Consider the following 18,799-nt stretch of genomic DNA (forward strand, 5'->3'; position numbering starts at 1 on the left):
TTTCTGGTTGCGATGGGGCGCAGCCAGCGACGCGAGGCTGGGGCGGAAACGATCCCTCGGAATGGCTGCCGCGCCGGCCAGCACGGGCCATCACCGGCGATCTCGCGAAAGGGCGCGCAGATGCAGCGGAGTATCGGGTCCTGGCGGATCTGGGCGTGTGCTGGGTACATCATTGCGGGAGCGACACTGGCGCACAGCGGCGAGGAGGCCACGCGTGCGGGCCTGCTCTTCAAGCGGCAACCGGCGACCGTCACCATCGCGCCACTGGGCGCGTGGATCGACAGCGCCACCTGCACCGATGTGGCCGTCACGGACTTCACCGGCGATGGGCGCACGGATATCGCGGTCGCGTGGTATGCCAACGACGACGACAACCCCGCCGCCAGCCTGCGCGTGCTGACCATCCTGCGGAACACCGGCGCGGGCTTTACACTCGCGGCCGACATCAACCTGTATATCTACGATGCCGCGCAGCCCAACATGTCCGTGTTTCGCCGCGGCACGTCGGACATCGGCGTGGGCGATTTCGACGGCGACGGCGATGCCGATCTCGCGGTCACTCCCTTTTTTGGCGACGAACTCTGGTTGATCGAGAATCTCGGGAGCGGCCAGTTCGCCGCGCACCTCAAGTTCATGTTCGAGGTCAACACCACCACGGGCTATCTCACGCCCCCCGAGCTGTTGTCCGCCGATTTTGACGGCGACGGCCGCGCCGATCTGGCCTACATCGCCGATCCGAATCAATACCTCGACGGCCTGATGATCCACTTCTGGCGCACCGACGGCGCGATCGCGAACATGTACCGCACAGACTGGTGGGGTTACGACGGCGCGGTCCCGATGTGCTGGACGCGCGGCCTGGCGGTCGCGGACTTCGACGGCGACGGCCGTCCCGACGTCTGCTTCAGCGGTACGGTCGTGCCGCCGGCCCAGGAGGTCATCCCCATCTTCGCCACCTGGTTCGGCCTCAACACCGCCACCGGCGCGTTCCACGTGCACAACGAACTGCCCAGCATCATCTGCTCGGACGTCGTGGATGTCAGGCCTGTGCCCGGCAGCCGCCCCGGCGTGATTCTGACCGACAGCAACGGCCTGACGCTCCAGTACTGGGCGCAATCCTCCTCCGGCCCCGTGGACTTCACGTTCGTCACGCAGGAGACCGGATATGCCGGCCTCTCGCCCGGCCGCGGCATGGCGGCCGTCGCCGCGGACGTGGATGGCGACGGCGATCACGACATTATCACGAAGCAGAAGCTGGGTACGGCGGCCGATGGCAATCAGATCGAGGTCACGCTGTGCCAGAACGGCGGCACGACCTGGCGGCGCGTCAGTCCCGTCTCCGTGGACACGACCGGCTTCCAGAACCTGCAGACCAACCAGATCCTGCGGCCGCGCAACCTCGCATCGGCCGACCTGAGCGGCAACACCCTGCCGGAAATCGTGGCGGGGTTCGCGGCGTCGGGTGGCATGCTTCGGATCGCGATCTGGTCGAACAGTTGCCGGGGCGACGTCAACCGGAACGGGCTGACCACGTACCCGGATTACGCGGCGCTGGTCGCGGCCCTCGGCACGTGCCGCGGTGCGACGCAGTTCAACCCGGATGCCGACCTCGACAAGGACGGCTGCGTCACCAGTGCGGACCTGAATCTGCTGACGATCGACCTCAACTGCAATTGCTGGGGCCCCCCGGATCACCTGATCGGCGACCTCAACTGTAATGGCGTCGTGGGCCTGGCGGACATCCCCGCGTTCGTGGCCGCACTGCAAGGGCCCACGCACTACTACAGCCTGTACCCGAGCTGCAACTGGCTCTACGCGGACATCAACGAGGACGGGGCCGTCAACTCCGCCGACGTCAATCCGTTCGTGACCATCGTGGATCTGGCCTCGCGGCCGTAGCGCCGCGCGGACGGCGCGGTCAGGGGGCTGGCGCGGTAAGACGCCCGGTCGCGTCGAAGAAACGCAACTGCCGCTGTTCGAACACGTCCTTCTGGAACGTGGGGTCGATCGGAATCGGGTATTCCCCGGTGAAGCACGCGTGGCAGAAATCGGCGTTGGCCGTGCGGGCGGCGGTGAGCATCCCCTCCAGCGAGAGATACGCCAGCGAGTCCACGCCCAGGTACGCACGGATCTCCTCGACCGTCCGTTCGTTCGCCACCAGCTCCGTCCGGCTGGGGAAGTCGATGCCGTAGTAGCAGGGATGGCGGATGGGCGGGCTCGCGACCCGCAGGTGAATCTCGCGCGCCCCCACTGCCCGCAGGGACTGCATCTTGCCGCGCGTTGTCGTTCCGCGCACCACCGAATCCTCCACGACCACCAGCCGCCGCCCGGCCACGCTGCCGCGAATCGGATTCAGCTTCAGCCGCACGGTCAGATCGCGGATCGACTGCGTTGGCTGAATGAATGAGCGCCCGATGTAGTGGTTCGTCGTGAAGCCGCGGCCGATCGGAAGCTGCGACTGCTCGTGAAACCCCAACGCCGCACAGCGGGCGCAGTTCGGCACCGCGATCACCAGGTCGGCGTCCGCCGGCGCCTCCCGCGCCAGAGCCCGGCCCATCTCCATCCGCACCAGGTGCACGTTCTCGCCGAACACCTGGCTGGATGGATCGGCGAAGTACACGTGCTCGAAAATGCAGTGTGCCCGGCGGAAGGCGCCCGGCTCCGTGAAGCGGCGCGTGCTCAGCCCGCCGCGCGACAGCGTGACGATCTCGCCCGGCGCGACGTCGCGCACATACTCCGCGTCCACCATGTCCAGCGCGCACGACTCGCTCGCCACGACCCAGGACTCGCCGACGCGGCCGAGACACAGCGGGCGGTTCCCTGAGGGATCGCGGGCCGCCTCGATCCGGTCCGGGTACAGCAGCAGCAGGCAGTACGACCCGCACAGGTGCCGCAACACGGCCGCCAGCGGGTCGGGCTTCTCCACGAATTGCCGGTCCGCCAGCATGTGCAGGATCACTTCCGTGTCCGAGGTGGAGGTGAAGATGTGGCCATGCTGCTCGTACTCGCGGCGGATTTCGCCGGCGTTGATCAGGTTGCCGTTGTGCCCGATCGCCACCTCACCGATCGAGCACGACACCAGCAGCGGCTGGATGTTTGATTCGCTGCACGAACCGGTCGTGGAGTAGCGCACGTGGCCGATCGCGAGCGGGCTGGCCAGCGCCTCCAGATCGCGCTGCGTGATCGCTTCGGTGACGAGCCCCATCCCCGCCCGGCGCTGCACGTGCCGGCCGTCCGCCGTGCAGATGCCGGCCGATTCCTGCCCGCGGTGCTGCTGCGCATAAAGGCCCAGGTATGTCAGTTGGGCCGCATCCGGGTGATAGGCAATGCCGAACAGGCCGCAATGGTGGTGGATCTCGGCTGACATCGAACCTCGCACATGCTCGCTCGGGGCCAGGCGAAACAAGCAGCATACCAGATTCCGCACGCCGTGCGAGTCTCCGAATCCGCGGCCGCCCGGCGGCGCCATTGACCGACGCCCCGCCAGCCCGATAATGGCTCCGAGTGAGTGAGGTCTCTCACCCGTCGAGAGTGGTTGGTGCGGTCTGAACTCGGCTTCATCCCGTGGACCGTCGTGCGCTGCGCCCGCTGGTGCGCGGCCCTCCTCGCGCTCGGGCTCGCCGCCGCGCTGACGGCCCCCGCCCCGGCCCAGTTCGACTTCAGCGACGAGCCCCTCCTGGCGACCACCATCAGCGAAACCAACATCGAGCTGCGGGGCCGCTGGGTCCGGCAGTGGCGCGAGGCAGACGGCGCACTGGTGCTGATGTTCAACGGCGGGTTCCGGTTGGACATGGGGCAGCGTCGCATGTCCGCCAACAACGCCGTCGTTTGGATCGAGGCCGGCCACAGCCCGCCGGACAACCGCAAGTATTACACGCTCACGGTTTACCTGTCCGAGGACGCCGCAGTCCGCGAACCGGCGGGCACCGTCACGCTCGATTCCGTGCTCCTGGTCCGCGGCCTGCGCACCTACGGCCAGATCATCAAGTACCAGGACGCGTACGCCCCCGAAAGCATGGTTGACTCGCCGCTCTACCAGCAGGCGCTGCGCGACCGGCTGACGCTCGACGAGCGCGAGTCGGAGACCGCCCGGCAGCCGGCGGTGGCCCGGCCCGAGACCCTGCGCCCGGCGCCGCCCCGCCCGCCCCGCGTGATTCGCTATCGCCTGCCGAACGTCGAGCCGGCCGAGACGCCGGACGGGGCCCGTGTGTTTGTCGCCAGCGGCGGCGTGTATTTCTCGCAGGCCGGCGGCCCGGATGCGGCGATGCTGGAGATCCGCGCGGAGCACGCGGTGGTCTTCCCGACCGAGGGCGGCGCGGAGACGATCTTCGGCGAAGAAGAGCCCGCGACGACGCAGCCGGCCGAGCCGTCGCCGGCAACGCCTGCGCCGGCCACCCCGCCCTCGCGGATCGACGAGGCCGCGGAGGCGGTGCTCGGGTTGGGACAGGCCAGCAAGTCGGGGCGGCTGCGGGCCGTGTATCTCGAAGGCGACGTGATCCTGTCGCTGGGCAATCGCTTTGTCCGCGCCGACCGGTTGTACTACGACTTCGAGCATGACCGGGCGCTGATCCTCGACGCCGTTTTTCGGGCGGACGTGCCGGCCCGCGAGATCCCACTGTACGTGCGGGCGGCGGAGATGCGGCAGCTTTCCGCGCGGGAGTTTTCCGCCGACCAGGCGCGAGTGACGACCAGCGAGTTCTACACGCCCAGCTACCATGTGGGGGCCGAGCGCGTTTACATCCGCGACCTGACGAAGCGCGACGATGAGGGCCGCGCCCTAGGGCCGGCGGCCGGCGCGTATGAGCTGCGGAACACGACGCTCAACGTGGAAGGTCTGCCCGTCTCATGGTGGCCCTACAGCCGGGGCACGCTCGAGGCCAGCGAAACACTGCTCCGCCGCATCGCCACCGGCTACAGCAGCAAGCGCGGCTACCAGTTCGAGTCGGGGTGGTACCTGTTCAACCTGCTCGGCATCCAGCCGCCGCCGGGTTTCGATGCCACGCTGCTGCTCGACTACTTCTCGGAGCGCGGGCCGGCGGTCGGCATCAACGTGGACTATCAGCGCGAAGATTACTACGGGTTGCTGCGCACCTATTTCGTCTACGACGACGGCGAGGACACGCTCGGGCCGCTGCGCCGTGACGAGGAAGTGCCCAGCACGGCCACGCGCGGCCGGGCCCTGTGGCGGCACCGGCACTATCTGCCGTATGACTGGGAGCTGACGCTCGAAGCCGCCTACGTCAGCGACGCGAATTATATGGAGGAATGGGAGAAGCGCGAGTGGTTCGAGGGGAAGGAACAGGAGACCCTCATCTACCTGAAGCGCGCCAAGGGCGTCCAGGCGCTGACCTTCCTTGCCAACTGGCGCATCCTGGACTTCACCACGCAGACCGAGCACCTGCCGGAGCTGGCCTATCGCCGGATCGGCGACACGTTTCTCAGTCCGGTCGTGCTGTACCACGAATCGCGGGTCGGGGAGGTGCGCTACCGGCCGGACGACCGCCACGCGATCCAGGACTACGACTACAACAACCTCAGCCGCACGGACCTGACGTTCCGCACGGATGCGCGGCAGGAAGCCGAGCTGCCGCTGAAGCTTGGCGCGTTCAACATCGTGCCGTTCGGCTCGGTGCGCGGCACCTACTGGGACGGCCAGCCGCTGGATGAAGGGACCAAGTGGCGCGGCCTGGGTGTGTATGGCTTGCGCGGCAGCACGAGCTTCAGCCGCGTGTTCGACGACGTGCGCTCCCGGCTGCTCGACGTGGACCGCATCCGCCACATCATCAAGCCCGACTACGCGGTCTGGTGGGCGAACAGCAACACGCGCAGCGAGCTGACGACGCCGTTCGACTACGGCATTGAGACGATCGACGCGTTCTACGGCGCGATGGCCGGCCTGCGGCAGACGTGGCAGACGAAGCGCGGGCCGGCGGACCGGCGCCGCACCGTGGACCTGTTCATCCTGAACTTCGAGCTGGGCGTGTTCGGCAACACCGACGGGCGCCGCGACATTTCCAACGGCTTCGCCAACCCGCTGCGGCCGGAGAACAGCCGGACGCGGAACTACCTCGCCGGCGAGGCGATCTACCGGATCAGCGATTCGACCAGCCTGCTGTATGACTTCAATTTCGACCTGAACGACCACTCGTTCGACCGCCACAACATCGCGCTGGCCGTCGAGCGCGACCCGCGGCTGGCCTACGTGTTGGGGGCGCGCTACGCCGGCGACATCGAGATGAGCCTGCTCGGTGGCGGATGGAATTATCAGTTGAACGAGAAGCACATCACGGCCGTCCGGGCGTGGTGGGACGTGGACACGGGGCGCGTCGGCGAAGTGACGCTGTCGTACGTGCGCAAGCTGCCGCGCTGGTACGTCGGCGTCACGCTCGAATACGACAACGTGGACGATGACACGTCGATCATGCTCTCGCTCTGGCCGGAGGGGATTCCGGAATGGGCGCTGGGCTCGCGACGCCTGACGGGCCTGGGCCGGTCGACCGGCATCCGGCCCTGAACGGACCGGCGCGGGGTGCCAGGCCCGGTCGGTGGGCGCTGCCCACGCTACGCTCGACGCGCCGTGCACACCACGGCCCGGCTGCGCCAGACCGTGCCACACGTCCTGTTCCCTCTGCGTGCTCCGTGTCCTCCGCGGTTGCTCCGGTTGCGGATGCGCAGTGTTACGGGCACACGCCCGTCGACAGGCACGCCACGAACGGGTTGATGTCGCCGAAGTTGAAATCGCTGTCGCCGTTCATGTCGCCGTTCAGCGTCGGGCAGCCCGGGTACGTCGCCTCCCAGGCGGCCGGGTTGCTGATCGCGAGCACGAACGGATTGATGTCGGCGAAGTTCACCACGCCGTCGCAGTTCAAGTCGCCGTGGATCAGATTCGCGCTGCCGGGCGTCGAGTTCGCGAAGAATCGCCACGCCCCGGTACCGTTCGGGTAGCGGCCGGACGACACGTTGGTGGTCTGCGGACCGAACGTAACGCTGTCAATCGCCGCGTAGCCGGTTGCGGCCGCGTTGAACAGCCCGGCAGCCTCGCCACTCTTGCTGAGCTTGATGTCAGCGTGTGTGGGGCCCTGCTCCGGGTCCTCATCACAATAGAAGACCAGGTAGCCGCCCGGGGGAATCGAGACGCCGGCCGGAATCTGCCACTTCGTAGGCTCGGACAGGTCGTCGGTCAGGTACATGCCGCCGAGCAGCGCGGTCGAGAGCATGGGGTTGTAGATCTCGAGCCAGTCGGGGAACTCGCCCGGCTCGTCCGGGTCCTCGAGCACCGCGTCGTTGTCGGCCATGAACTCGTTGATGTAGAGCGCGAGCTCGCCAACGGTGAAGATGGCGTCGTTCAGCGCGCCCCACGTCGTGCTGGTGTGCAGACGCGCCTTCACGTGGGCGCTGTCGGTCAGCGTGATCGGCCCGGTGTACGTCAGCGCGGTCCGTGCGCCGACGCTCACCGCAACCAGTTCAACGGAGATCAGGAAGTCGGAGCTGGTGGCCGGGGCGTTCAGGCCGTGGATGGCGAGGATGTTATTGCCGGCCTGCAGCGCGCCGAGCTGCGCCGCGACGTCGAAGTCCTCGAACAGGACCGCTGCGGAGTCGTCGTGGATATACATGGCCTCCGAGTTCCACTGGGGCGACGCGGGCGCGCTGCCGCTGCGCGCGATTTCCTGTCCGTTGAGATAGGCGACGAAGCCGTTGTCGTAGCGGACGCGCAGGGTCAGCCCCGCGAATTGCGCGAGCTGGCCCGCGTCGACACTGAACGGCACGCGGATGTAACACGTCCCGTTCACGCCGTACATGGCGGCCTCGACGTCGATGCCGATCAGGTCCTCGTAGCCGGTGGAGCGTTCGTAGCCGACGCCGCCCGTGCCGCTGGTCCACGCGGAGTCGTCAAAGCCGAGCGTGTTCCAGCCCGTGATCGGGCCGGTGGGGACCCGGACGCGCTTGGCAGCGTCTTCCACGACGAGCGTTATGGAGGCGGTCGCGGCGAAGTACGGATCGCTGCCATCCAGCGTGTAGTGAATGATCCCCGTCGCGCCCGCTGGCGGCGTCATCGTGAGCTGGAAGCCGTACGGCACGGAGCCGCCGTCCTGGTTGAATACCGGGGGGCCGATGAACTGGGTGTCGATCCAGGCGAGGCGGTTGACCAGCCAGTTCTTCATCCAGTCGACCTCCTTCTCGTACGTGTCGCGCTGCGCCCAGCCAGGGGCGTTGGGCCAGACATACTCGCCCAGGATCGGCCAGCGCACGAAATTGCGGACCTGCGATTCCGCGAGCACGGCGGCGTGCGCGTCGATGTCGGCCAGCATGTGGCTCGTCGCGAAGACGGTCTCACGCAGGCTGAACCAGCGGTCGGCGTAACGGACGCGGAACGCCTCGTCCTGGAACAACCGCGGCCACCAGGGGTACTCTTCGGCGGAGAGTTGCGGATAGTACCAGCCCTGGGGCAGCCAGCCTTGCAGGTAGTCCGCGTTGCCCAGCGTCAGGTTGTAGTCCCAGATCGGCCCCATGTTGAGCTTGCCGCCCCGGTCCTTGAACAGGAACGTGCTCAGGCGGTAGCCGTCGATGTTCTTGGTCATCTCGGTCAACAGGTGGTGGTCGATCCAGGAGTCAACGTCGATGTACTTGGCATAGCCCACCAACGGATCGGCGAAGTTCGGCCCGGCCAGCGCGGCCTCGAACTCGTTGAAATAGTTGATGAGGTAAGCGGACTGCTCGGGCGAGATCTCCACTTCCTTGGGCTCGACGTAGCACAGGTTCTGGCCGCTGTTGGTCCAGAAACCGACGTCGCCGGGGTCAAGGCGGTCCTTCTTGACGATGTAGCCGCCGGTGATCTTCGGCTCGGTGTTGTCGTCGGGGCGCAGCTCTTCGATGTTGACGCGCTCGCCATCGCGTTTGATCTTCTCGACGATCGCGTAGGTGCCGACGTAATCGGTGCTGTTCACGGCGCCGCTGACGGTGTGCAGGAACATCTCGACGTAGCGCGTGCGCGGGGCATAGCGGCCGATCTCGTTGCTCCACTGGTAGGAGATGCAGTCGCGCATGAGGGTCTTGTCGGTGTACGGGCCATACAGGACCCAGTCCTCCTCCTTGGGCAGGTCGAGCAGGGGGGCACTCTCATCGTCGCCGTTGTGGTCCCAGATCTCGAACGCGTACTGCTTCTTGGGAAAGCTCAGCGAACTGGAGCCGCGGAGCTTGATGCCGGCGGTGCCGATGAAGTTGGGCGGGTCGGTGATCGTGGCGCGGCCGTTGGTCGTGCCGATGACCGTGGCGACGCAGAGCACCTGCGGATCCTCCGGAATCTCGGTGTTCAGCGAGTGAACGACGACGAGTGGCAGGTCCGAGTTGAAGTTCTGGACGTCATTGGCCAGGCGGACGTAACGCTCGGTGATCACCGGACTCCACACGCCGGCGTCATAGATCGCGGCCTTGACGGTCGTCGTGTTCATCAGGTTGAGCGGCGCTGTGTAGGTGTAACCGTTGGTGAGGGTCGGCAGCGTGCCATTGGTCGTGTAACGCAGCGTGCCGATGCCCTCGGGCTTGGTCATGACGATCGAGCAGGTGCCGGCGAAGAACTTGCTGGTGGGCGCCAGGCTGGGCGGCAACGGGCGCAGACCGGCGTTCGGCTGGGCGGGCGTGGGCGTCGCCAGGAACCCCGTACTGGCGCCGTTGATGCCATAGGTGATGTCCGAGTATTGGGTCGGATACCCCATGTACGCATGGGACACGGTGACCCCGTTCGGCTCGACGATCGCGAGATAGCCGCCGCCGTTCGCCGAGATGCGGAAGTTCGTGTGCAGCGGTGAACCGGGGGTCGTGCGGTCCATGTCCGACGCGAAGACCACGAGTCGGCCGTCCGCGGCCAGCGGCGTGTCGGGGAATTCCCACATGGTCAGCTCATCCGGATCGTCGGTCAGGTGCCAGCCCTGCAGGTTGATGGCCGGGCCGGTGTTGTGCAGCTCGATCCAGTCCCGTTGCACGCCGCCCTCGTCGGAGATGTCGTTGTGATTGGAGGCGAGGAACTCCGAGATGACCACCTGTCCGTCAGCCAGGCTGGCCGGGCTGTTGCTCATGAGCATTCCGAGAACGAGGGCCAGAAACGGAGTTCGATTGCACAACTGCACGTTTACGTCTCCTTTCGCGGTGGAGTCAAAGCTGAGTGGCTTGTCATGTGCTACGGACAGTTCCCGCTCGACAAGCACGCCACGAAGGGGTTGATGTCTCCGAAGTTGAAGCTGCCATCGCCGTTCAGGTCTCCGTTCAGGAGCGGGCAGCCCGGGTACGTGGCCTGCCACAACGTCGGATTGCTGATGGCCAGCACAAACGGATTGATGTCGCCAAAACTGACGACGCCATCACAGTTCATATCCCCCTTCAGGCTCAGCGCCACGCGGACGAGCGTGGTTGCGCCCGCCCCGGTCGCCAGATCGCCGGCCACGTGCACCCGCCCCGTGGTCGCGTCATGCGTATGGGCCACCGGCACGCCATTCTGCGTAACGACCAGGTTCGGCGTGCCCGCCGGGATGCGAACGAACGTGTCGTACGCCAGCGCGCCGCCCGTCACGTTCGTGAAGCTGTGCGTCCACGCGTTCGCTCCCTCGTCGCATGTCACGTCGATCCGGTGCCCGCCAACCGCGACGTTCGCATAAGTCATCGTGCTCCAGCCGGTCGGCAGCTTCGGTGCGATCCGCAGCGTGTTGCCCGGCGCGTCCGGCGTGTAATCCAGGAAGAGCATGGCCGCATCGACCAGGAATGACATGGACTCCCACGCGTTCGGCCACGCGGCCTGGTGCCGGAAGTCAGGATACAGCAGGCTGCTGCTCGGCGCGATCTGCTCGGCCCCCAGCCCGATCGGCCCGAACCGGTCCAGCACGAGGTCCAGCCGATACCTGTGGTTGTCGATGTCGCCCTTGCCCGGGTTGGCGTCCTGTCGCTCGGCGTAGTAATTGCCGTACCAGAGTGTCGCCAGCGTCCACGGCCCGCCGTTCCAGTATGTGTCGCCCCAGTACCGGTTGATCAGCCCTTCCCATTCGCCCGAGAAGTTCACGATTGGGTGGTTGTTGCCGTAGCGGTCGGCGGCGACGCCATTCATCCGATCGACGACGTGGGCGATGAGGGGGTCGCTGACGTTGAACACCGCCATCGGCGTAGCCAGCCCGAGCATCGAGACGTCGGTGTTCTCGCCGTCCCAGGCCAGGCGGGCGACCATGCCGCCGTGGATGTCATTGGCCCGGCCGCTGAACAGGGCGGCGTCGGCGGAGTGACCGAGCACGGTCGCGATCGCTGCCGCGTCGCGCAGTCCGCGCTCGACCGCCGCGTTCGAGTACAGGAACACGTCCCAGGAATCCTCCCATAGGTTGTTCGAGTACATGAGCTGGACCGGGTCGTTGTAGTACAGCCGGGTGTCGATCGTGCTGTCCTCGCTGCTGGCCCGCCCCGCCTCGTAAATCATCGTGTAGTACTGGTTAAGGAAGCTCGTGCTTGCGGTGACGAGGTAGTGGTAGTACGCGCCCCACGGCACCGCCGACGTCTCGTCCACCTGCGGTGAGTTCCAGACGATGTACCCGTCCGTCGTGTACTTCTGGTACCAGAAGCCCTTGCCCCACGTGTCGTCCGCCCGGTAGGCGATGTCCCGCAGGAAGCGGTAGACCTCTGCCGCCTCCGCTGCGTGGCCGGTTCGGTCGAGCGTGACCGCGGCCCAGACGGCGTCGCGCGGCCAGACGAACGGGTAAGCGCCGTTGTGCATGCCCGCCACTACGCCGCCGTTCTTGCCGTCGAGATGCAGCGCGGTCGCAAGCAGGCCGCGCTTATAAGCCGCGTCGAGCCGGTTATCGGGCGTGTCGATCACGACGCCCGCCGCCAGCCAGTCCTGCCAGTACGTCTCGGTCGCGGCCTGGATGGTGCTCATGTTCCCGGCCAGGAACCAGTCGAGTACGGGCGCGATCTGGTAATCATACGTACCCGTCGCGCCGGCGAAGTCGTCGAAGCCACCCACGATGGCGAGGTCGATCTCCTTCGTCACCCCGACCGGGAGTGCGACCTCCAGTCCGATCCAGCCCTGACCGTTGTCGGTCGCGCCGTTCTGCCGCCAGGAACCCGTGGCCGGAGTCCCGCCGCCTGCGCCGGGGCTGTCGAGCAGCTTCAGCGCGGCCGCCAGGTATATCGACACGTCCTTGGCGTAGTCGCCGATCGTGGTCGGGTTGTATTCTCCGGACGAGGAGGTCGTGCGATACGTGTTGTCGTACGCGATCAACGCCCCGCGGGCGGCGTCGGCGAACATGGCGTCGTAGGCGTCGCCGCCGTTCAGCGCGAAGTCCGCGTAGTAGTAGAACTGGACCGTTTCCTCGGACGCCCCGCTGTTGGTCAGCAGGAACCGCTTGAGGTACAGGCCGCGGTTGGGGTTGCCGCCCAGGTCGGTCGGATAGGCGATCCCCTTGGGGCAGAAGTCATACTGCTGGACGACGATGCTGTGGCCGCCGGTCGTCTGGGTGGCGGTCGTCGCGATGACGTTCGTGTCGGTAACGTAAGCCTGGGCGACGTTGCTGTAGCCGCTGGCGTTCTCGTTGCTGAGCCAGTAGGTGACGCCATCGACCCGCAACCCCGCCATGGCCTGGTTGGCGTTCATCTGCCCGCGGTAGCCGGCGGGCAGCCCGGGCGGGAAGGTGTCGAGACCGTCCACGTAGCCCTCGTTCTTCGTGCCCATGCCCTGAACGCAGCCCGCGGACGGGTAGTAGACGTCGTACAGGGTGCCGTTCTGGTCGAGTTGGACGTTCATGTAGTTGTTGCCGACGACGCCCTCCTCCTTCCAGAGCGCGACCGGCGGGTACCCGACGGCGTGGTCCGCGTACGGCCAGCCCTTCCCCGGCCAGGGCAGTCCGCCACTGCCCGTCACCGTGTACTCGAAGACGGTCGCCGGGGCGGACGGGTTGTCGCAGGTGCCATCGGCGCAGCCGTAGTTGTTGGCGAAAACCTCCGGGCCACCGCCGCTGTGCCACGCGCCCAGCTTGTACTTCACGGTCACGCCCGCGACGGAGCACGCCGGCGGCAGGGTTGCCCGCCACCAGTCGATGTTTGGATCGTGCGGCTCGTTGCGGATGAAGCTGATCTGGCCGCCGGTGAAGGTCAGGACGGCGGTGCCGCCGGACGGGGTGCCGAAGCTGCCCTGCGGCGCGGAGCCGTCGGTCGTGTAGTAGACGGCTACGTCGGTGTAGTAGAAGGAATAGCCGATGCGGACCCAGACGTTGATCGTCGCCCCGGCGGCAGGTGCCACGGGGTCGCGCATGGTCACGCCGGTCTCGCCGTAGACAGCATTGCCCGGGATGTGCTCGACGAATTCCGGCGTAGCGAGGGTCGGCGGTGTGCCGACCAGGCCGGCAAAGAGCAGGGCCAGCAGTCCGCGGGACTGTGCGTGGGTAATGCTCACGGGGTTGTGCCTCGCGCCCCCAACTTTCCCATCCAGCGCGCCGGCCCCGTCGGCAGGCGTACTGCCACCATCTTACCGGGATGTCACGAATCGTGGAACGGGATTCCGGCCGGGGGTCGCGCTCCGGGTCCTCTAAAGTCGGGGCCGGGTCGCGTCGATAGCGACACGGATGTGCGTCGCCGCGCGGACGGGTCGCGCGTGTCGGCGACGACGAGCGTGGCGCGGCCGAAGCCGGCGGGCGTCTGAAAAGTTGTTGCACAAATTCGCGCCAGAAAGACAACTTCCTCTTGACACTTTGCCGGCATGTTCTATTTATGTAGGTGAGGTGGCTGGCGCGGTCGTGTTGAGCAACCACACAGAGTCCTCCGTATGGAAGCCGGATTGACTCGATCGCCTCACCTCGCGGGATAAAGGACGTATGGACGACCAGTATGTGGGCTCCGACTCGGAGCCTCCCGGTACCCACCCCCAGAACGTTACCCTCCCAGTTCTCGAATCACCCGTCGGAAACGCAGAAGTTGGGCCAGGCTTAGAGTCGCCGCGCGCCGGGGAGGCGCTGCGGCCGCGGCGCAACAGCCCGGCCTCGCCCTCCTTGCGCTCGGTGCGCCACGTGATCAGCCCGCGCAGCGACGAGCTGCGCCGCCGGCTGTTCCCCAAGACCACCCGTGCCGAGTGGAACGACTGGCGCTGGCAGCTCCGCTGCCGCGTCCGCGATCTCAACGGCCTGCGCCACCTGGTCAACCTCACCTACGACGAGGAGCAGGCGGTGATCCGCGGGGGTGGGAATCTCCCGGTCGGCATTACGCCGTACTACGGAGCCCTGCTCGACCCGGACAACGCCTACGACCCGCTGCGCAAGACGATGATCCCCATCACGGGCGAGTTTGTGAGGACGACGGGCGAGGCGGACGACCCGCTGGCCGAGGACAGCCACATGCCGGTGCCGGGGCTCGTGCACCGCTATCCGGACCGCGTGCTGTTCCTGGTCACAAATTTCTGCGCCACCTATTGCCGCTACTGCACACGCGCTCGGATGGTGGGCCAGACCGGCGAGTACCACTTCAACACGGACCAGTACCAGCAGGCCCTCGACTACATCGCCGCCCACCCGGAGATCCGGGACGTGCTGATCTCGGGCGGCGACCCGCTGACGATGATGGACGAGCGCTTGGAGTGGCTCCTCGCGCGGCTGCGGGACATCCCGCACGTCGAGTTCCTGCGGCTCGGGTCGAAGATCCCCGCGGTCCTGCCGCAGCGAATCACGCCCGAGCTGTGCCGGATGCTCCGGCGATATCACCCGCTGTGGATGAGCATCCACTTCATGCACCCGACGGAGCTGACGCCCGAGGTGGCCCAGGCCTGCGGTCGGCTGGCCGACGCCGGCATTCCGCTGGGTAGCCAGACGGTGCTGACGCGCGGCGTGAACGACGACGTGGACACGATGAAGCGGCTTATGCACGGGCTGTTGCGCAACCGCGTGCGGCCGTACTACATCTACCAGTGCGACCCGATCACCGGCTCCGGGCACTTCCGGACCTCGGTGCAGAAGGGCCTGGAGATCATCGCCGGCCTGCGCGGGCACACCACCGGCTACGGCGTGCCGACGTTCGTGATCGACGCCCCGGGCGGCGGCGGGAAGATCCCGCTGATCCCGGACCCGGTGGTTGGCCGCGACGGCGACTTCGTTATCCTGCGGAACTACGAAGGCGGCGAATTCCGGTACCCGGACCCGCAGTCGAAGTGCGAGTGATCCTCGCGTCGCGATAGGACAGGGTGGCACGGTCTGGCGCAGCCAGGCCGTGTCACTCTCCATTGCCAGGGCTTGGCCGCGCCAGACCGTACCACCCCCATGGTCCACTGAGATGGGATTGCAGCATGAAAGTTGGCCTCACCTACGACCTCCGGGCTGAGTACCTCGCCGCCGGGTATGGCGAGGAGGAAACCGCCGAGTTTGATCGGCCTGATACGATCGACGCTATCGAGCACACGCTTCAGCAGCTCGGCTACCAGACGGACCGCATCGGCAACATCCGCCAGCTCGTGCCGCGTCTGGCCGCCGGCGACCGCTGGGACATCGTCTTCAACATCGCCGAGGGTCTGCGGGGCCTGGCGCGCGAGGCACAGATTCCGGCCTTGCTCCAGGCGTACGACATACCCTGCACGTTCTCCGACCCGCTGATCGCCGCTCTCACACTACACAAGGCGCTGACCAAGCGCATCCTCCGCGACGTCGGGGTGCGCACGCCCGAGTTCGCCGTCGTCGAGACCGAGGCGGACATCGCCCGCGTGAACCTGCCGTTCCCGCTGTTCGTCAAGCCGCTCGCGGAAGGTACCGCCAAGGGGGTCGACGGCGACTCGAAGGTCACCTCGCGGGTAGAGCTGGACACCGTCTGTCGCCGGCTGCTGGCGCGTTTCCGTCAGCCGGCCCTGGTCGAGATGTATCTGCCGGGGCGCGAGTTCACGGTGGGCATCACCGGCACGGGCGACAAGGCCGTCGCGCTCGGCACGCTGGAAATCGTCCTGTTGCCGCAGGCCCAGCCGCACTCGTACACCTACATCAACAAGGAGCAGTGCGAGGAGCTCTGCCAGTTCCCATTGGCCCCGCCGGAGTGGGCGGCACCGGCCGAGGAGCTGTCGCTGAAGGCGTGGCGGGCACTGGAATGCCGCGACGCCGGCCGCGTGGACCTGCGGGCCGACGCCGACGGCCGCCTGCATGTCATGGAGCTGAATCCGCTGCCCGGCCTGCATCCGCAACACTCGGACCTGCCGATCCTGTGCAACCTGATCGGGCTGCCCTACGTGGAGTTGATCCGGCGGATCATGGATTCGGCGCTGGAGCGGATCGGGCAGCAACCGCCGCACCGCGCGAGGGTGGGCGCATGAACGTCGTGCTGCTGCACGACGAGCTGCGGCGCGACGCCCGCGAGGACGAGCTCGATGTCTTAGTCCAGGCGGATGCAATCGAGGCGGCGCTGACCGAACTCGGGCACACGGGGGCGCGGCTTCCGTTCTCGTTCGACGTGCAGGCGATCACCGAGGGGCTGCTGCGGCTGCGCGCCGACGTCGCCTTCAACCTGGTCGAGTCCGTGCAGGGGCAGGGGCGGCTGGTGTGCCTGGCCCCCGCGCTGCTCGACTCGCTGAATATGCCGTACACCGGCGCCGGCACGGAGGGCATGTTCATCACGTCGAGCAAGCTGCTCACGAAACGGCTGTTGCACGCGCACGGCATTCCGACACCGCCGTGGCTGGCGCTGACCGGATCATCACCCGACCTACCGCTGCCGGGGCGGTACATCATCAAGTCCGTCTGGGAAGAGGCGTCGCTCGGGTTGGAAGACGACGCCATCCTGGACGTGACCGATGCGGCGGTGCTACGGCGGGAGATCGCGGCCCGCGCCCCCCGGCTGGGCGGCGAGGCGTTCGCCGAGCTATTCATTCCTGGACGCGAGTTCAACCTGTCCATGCTCGCCGGTCCGCAGGGGGGCGAGGTGCTGCCGCCGGCGGAAATCCACTTCGTTGATTACCCCGCCGAGCGGCCGAAGGTCGTGGGCTATCGCGCCAAGTGGGACAGTACCTCGTTCGAGTACCACCACACGCCGCGCTGCTTCGACTTCCCGGCCTCGGACCAGGCGCTTGTCGCGGAGCTCTGCCGGTTGGCCCGAGCCTGCTGGGACCTGCTGGGGCTGCGTGGCTACGTGCGCGTGGACTTCCGCGTGGACGAGGCCGGCCGGCCGTGGGTGCTGGAGATCAACGCCAATCCGTGCCTCTCCCCCGACGCGGGTTTCCCGGCAGCGGCGGATCGGGCGGGGCTGAGTTTCCCAGCGCTGATCGCCCGGATCCTGGCGGATGCACGCTGCGGCGTCGGAGCACCGCGATGAGCAAAGCGGCGGATGTACGGGCGGCGATCCAACTGCGCGAGACCGTGACCGAGCAGGATCCTGAGGCGGTGCGTGAGATCGTCTCATCCACCGGCTTCTTCCACGCGCCGGAGGTCGATGTCGCGGTCGAACTGGTTCAGGAGCGGCTCGCGCGGGGCCCGGCGAGCGGGTACTTTTTTGTGTTCGCCGACCTGCGGGGCCGGACCATCGGCTACACCTGCTATGGCCCGATCGCCTGTACCATCGGCAGCTACGACCTCTTCTGGATCGCGGTGCTCGAGGAGTATCGCAACCACGGCCTCGGCCGGATGCTGCTGGAGGCGACGGAGCAACGCATCGCCGCCGTCGCCGGTGCCCGTCGAATCTACATTGAGACATCCGGCCGCGCGCTGTACGTCCCCACGCAGCACTTTTACACCCGCTGCGGCTACGTTCAGGAAGCCGTCCTGACCGACTTCTACGCCCCCGGCGATCCCAAGATCGTCTACTCGAAGGCCCTGCCCACGCCGCCGGCCTGACGTCCCTGAACGCCGCTGCGAGTTGCACGCCGCGACGCTATCATGCCCGGCATGGAAACCATACCGACTGCCCGAATCGGCTCGCATGTCGTCGGTCCCGGTCATCCGCTCCTGCTCATCGCCGGCCCGTGCGTGATCGAGTCTTTGGACCATTCGCTCAAACTGGCCGAGCAGATCGCCACCATCGCCCGCCGGCTGAAGCTGCCATACGTCTTCAAGGCCAGCTTCGACAAGGCCAACCGTTCGAGCGTCCACTCCTTCCGCGGGCCGGGCCTGGAGGAGGGCCTCGAGATCCTGCGGCAGGTGCGCGAGAAGGTCGGCGTCCCCGTCCTCTCCGACATCCACGAGCCCGACCAGGCGGCGGCCGCGGGTAAGGTGCTCGACGTGCTCCAGGTGCCGGCGTTCCTCTGCCGGCAGACCGATCTGCTGCTCGCCTGCGGCCGCGCCGGGCGGGCGGTGAACATCAAGAAGGGGCAGTTCCTGGCGCCGGAGAAGATGCAGCTCGCCGTCGAGAAGGTCCGCGAGACCGGCAACGCCGACGTGCTCGTGACCGATCGCGGCACGTTCTTTGGCTACGAGCGGCTCGTGAACGATATGACCGGCTTGCAGGTCATGCGGCAGTTCGCCCCCGTAGTATTCGACGCGACCCACTCCGTGCAGTACCCGGGCGGCGGGGGCCAGGTGACCGGCGGCCGGCGTGAGTTCATCCCGCTCCTGGCACGGGCCGCGGTCGCCGCCGGCGTGGACGCCCTCTTCATGGAGGTCCACGACGACCCGCCAAGCGCGAAAAGCGACGCGGCGACCGTTTGGCCGCTGTCGGAACTCGCGACCCTGCTTACCACGCTGGTGCGCGTCCGATCGGCGGTCGCGGTGGGATAGTTGGCCGGTGGGCGTGCATCCGTTCTCGCGCACGCGTGCCCGCGCGTGCCCGCAACTGAAATTCCGTGCGCTAAACCATTAGTTCACAGACCTTTATCAAT

The 18,799-nt window shown here is 67.1% G+C and carries 10 protein-coding genes; 7 read left to right on the top strand and 3 right to left on the bottom strand.

Features of this window, described 5'->3' with window-relative positions; all coding sequences use genetic code 11:
* Window positions 1-120 precede the first annotated feature (120 nt).
* Window positions 121-1,899, top strand: a complete 1,779-nt coding sequence (locus KA383_15705) for a VCBS repeat-containing protein (protein ID MBP7747561.1) — start codon at window positions 121-123, stop codon at window positions 1,897-1,899.
* 19 nt (window positions 1,900-1,918) lie between these two features.
* Here KA383_15705 and KA383_15710 read toward each other — a convergent pair whose 3' ends face one another.
* The gene (locus KA383_15710; protein MBP7747562.1) at window positions 1,919-3,367 is read right to left on the bottom strand and encodes an amidophosphoribosyltransferase; all 1,449 of its coding nucleotides are present in this window, start codon (window positions 3,365-3,367) and stop codon (window positions 1,919-1,921) included.
* Window positions 3,368-3,538: 171 nt separating this feature from the next.
* Here KA383_15710 and KA383_15715 point away from each other — a divergent pair, with 171 nt between their 5' ends.
* Window positions 3,539-6,514 (top strand): hypothetical protein, encoded by a 2,976-nt coding sequence (locus KA383_15715; protein ID MBP7747563.1) that lies wholly within the window; start codon window positions 3,539-3,541, stop codon window positions 6,512-6,514.
* Window positions 6,515-6,677: 163 nt separating this feature from the next.
* On the opposite strand, the gene KA383_15720 is transcribed toward KA383_15715, so the two are convergent.
* Together KA383_15720 and KA383_15725 are read right to left on the bottom strand one after the other, a co-directional pair.
* Window positions 6,678-10,124 (bottom strand): CotH kinase family protein, encoded by a 3,447-nt coding sequence (locus tag KA383_15720; protein MBP7747564.1) that lies wholly within the window; start codon window positions 10,122-10,124, stop codon window positions 6,678-6,680.
* Window positions 10,125-10,174: 50 nt separating this feature from the next.
* Window positions 10,175-13,423, bottom strand: a complete 3,249-nt coding sequence (locus tag KA383_15725) for a hypothetical protein (GenBank protein ID MBP7747565.1) — start codon at window positions 13,421-13,423, stop codon at window positions 10,175-10,177.
* Window positions 13,424-13,841: 418 nt separating this feature from the next.
* Here KA383_15725 and KA383_15730 point away from each other — a divergent pair, with 418 nt between their 5' ends.
* From KA383_15730 to kdsA, 5 genes are all read left to right on the top strand, one after another.
* The gene (locus KA383_15730) at window positions 13,842-15,173 is read left to right on the top strand and encodes a KamA family radical SAM protein (GenBank protein ID MBP7747566.1); all 1,332 of its coding nucleotides are present in this window, start codon (window positions 13,842-13,844) and stop codon (window positions 15,171-15,173) included.
* 125 nt (window positions 15,174-15,298) lie between these two features.
* A complete protein-coding gene (locus KA383_15735) occupies window positions 15,299-16,306 on the top strand; it encodes a D-alanine--D-alanine ligase (GenBank protein MBP7747567.1) in 1,008 nt (335 codons plus the stop codon).
* The gene (locus KA383_15740) at window positions 16,303-17,301 is read left to right on the top strand and encodes a D-alanine--D-alanine ligase (protein MBP7747568.1); all 999 of its coding nucleotides are present in this window, start codon (window positions 16,303-16,305) and stop codon (window positions 17,299-17,301) included. Before KA383_15735 ends, KA383_15740 begins: the two co-directional genes overlap by 4 nt.
* Complete coding sequence (locus tag KA383_15745; protein ID MBP7747569.1) at window positions 17,298-17,819, top strand: GNAT family N-acetyltransferase; 522 nt, start codon at window positions 17,298-17,300, stop codon at window positions 17,817-17,819. The genes KA383_15740 and KA383_15745 overlap by 4 nt, the downstream gene beginning before the upstream one ends.
* A gap of 51 nt (window positions 17,820-17,870) precedes the next feature.
* Window positions 17,871-18,698: a 3-deoxy-8-phosphooctulonate synthase gene (gene kdsA / locus KA383_15750; protein ID MBP7747570.1), complete on the top strand. Its 828-nt coding sequence runs from the start codon at window positions 17,871-17,873 to the stop codon at window positions 18,696-18,698.
* The last annotated feature ends 101 nt before the right edge of the window (window positions 18,699-18,799 follow it).

This window comes from Phycisphaerae bacterium, from assembly GCA_017999985.1.
GTDB lineage: Bacteria > Planctomycetota > Phycisphaerae > UBA1845 > Fen-1342 > JAGNKU01.

Bases quoted from the DNA above. Each gene is read 5' to 3' on its own strand.
- KA383_15710 (MBP7747562.1), bottom strand. From the start codon at position 3,367: ATGTCAGCCGAGATCCACCACCATTGCGGCCTGTTCGGCATTGCCTAT.
- KA383_15735 (MBP7747567.1), top strand. From the start codon at position 15,299: ATGAAAGTTGGCCTCACCTACGACCTCCGGGCTGAGTACCTCGCCGCC.
- KA383_15740 (MBP7747568.1), top strand. From the start codon at position 16,303: ATGAACGTCGTGCTGCTGCACGACGAGCTGCGGCGCGACGCCCGCGAG.
- KA383_15730 (MBP7747566.1), top strand. From the start codon at position 13,842: ATGGACGACCAGTATGTGGGCTCCGACTCGGAGCCTCCCGGTACCCAC.
- KA383_15745 (MBP7747569.1), top strand. From the start codon at position 17,298: ATGAGCAAAGCGGCGGATGTACGGGCGGCGATCCAACTGCGCGAGACC.
- kdsA (MBP7747570.1), top strand. From the start codon at position 17,871: ATGGAAACCATACCGACTGCCCGAATCGGCTCGCATGTCGTCGGTCCC.
- KA383_15705 (MBP7747561.1), top strand. From the start codon at position 121: ATGCAGCGGAGTATCGGGTCCTGGCGGATCTGGGCGTGTGCTGGGTAC.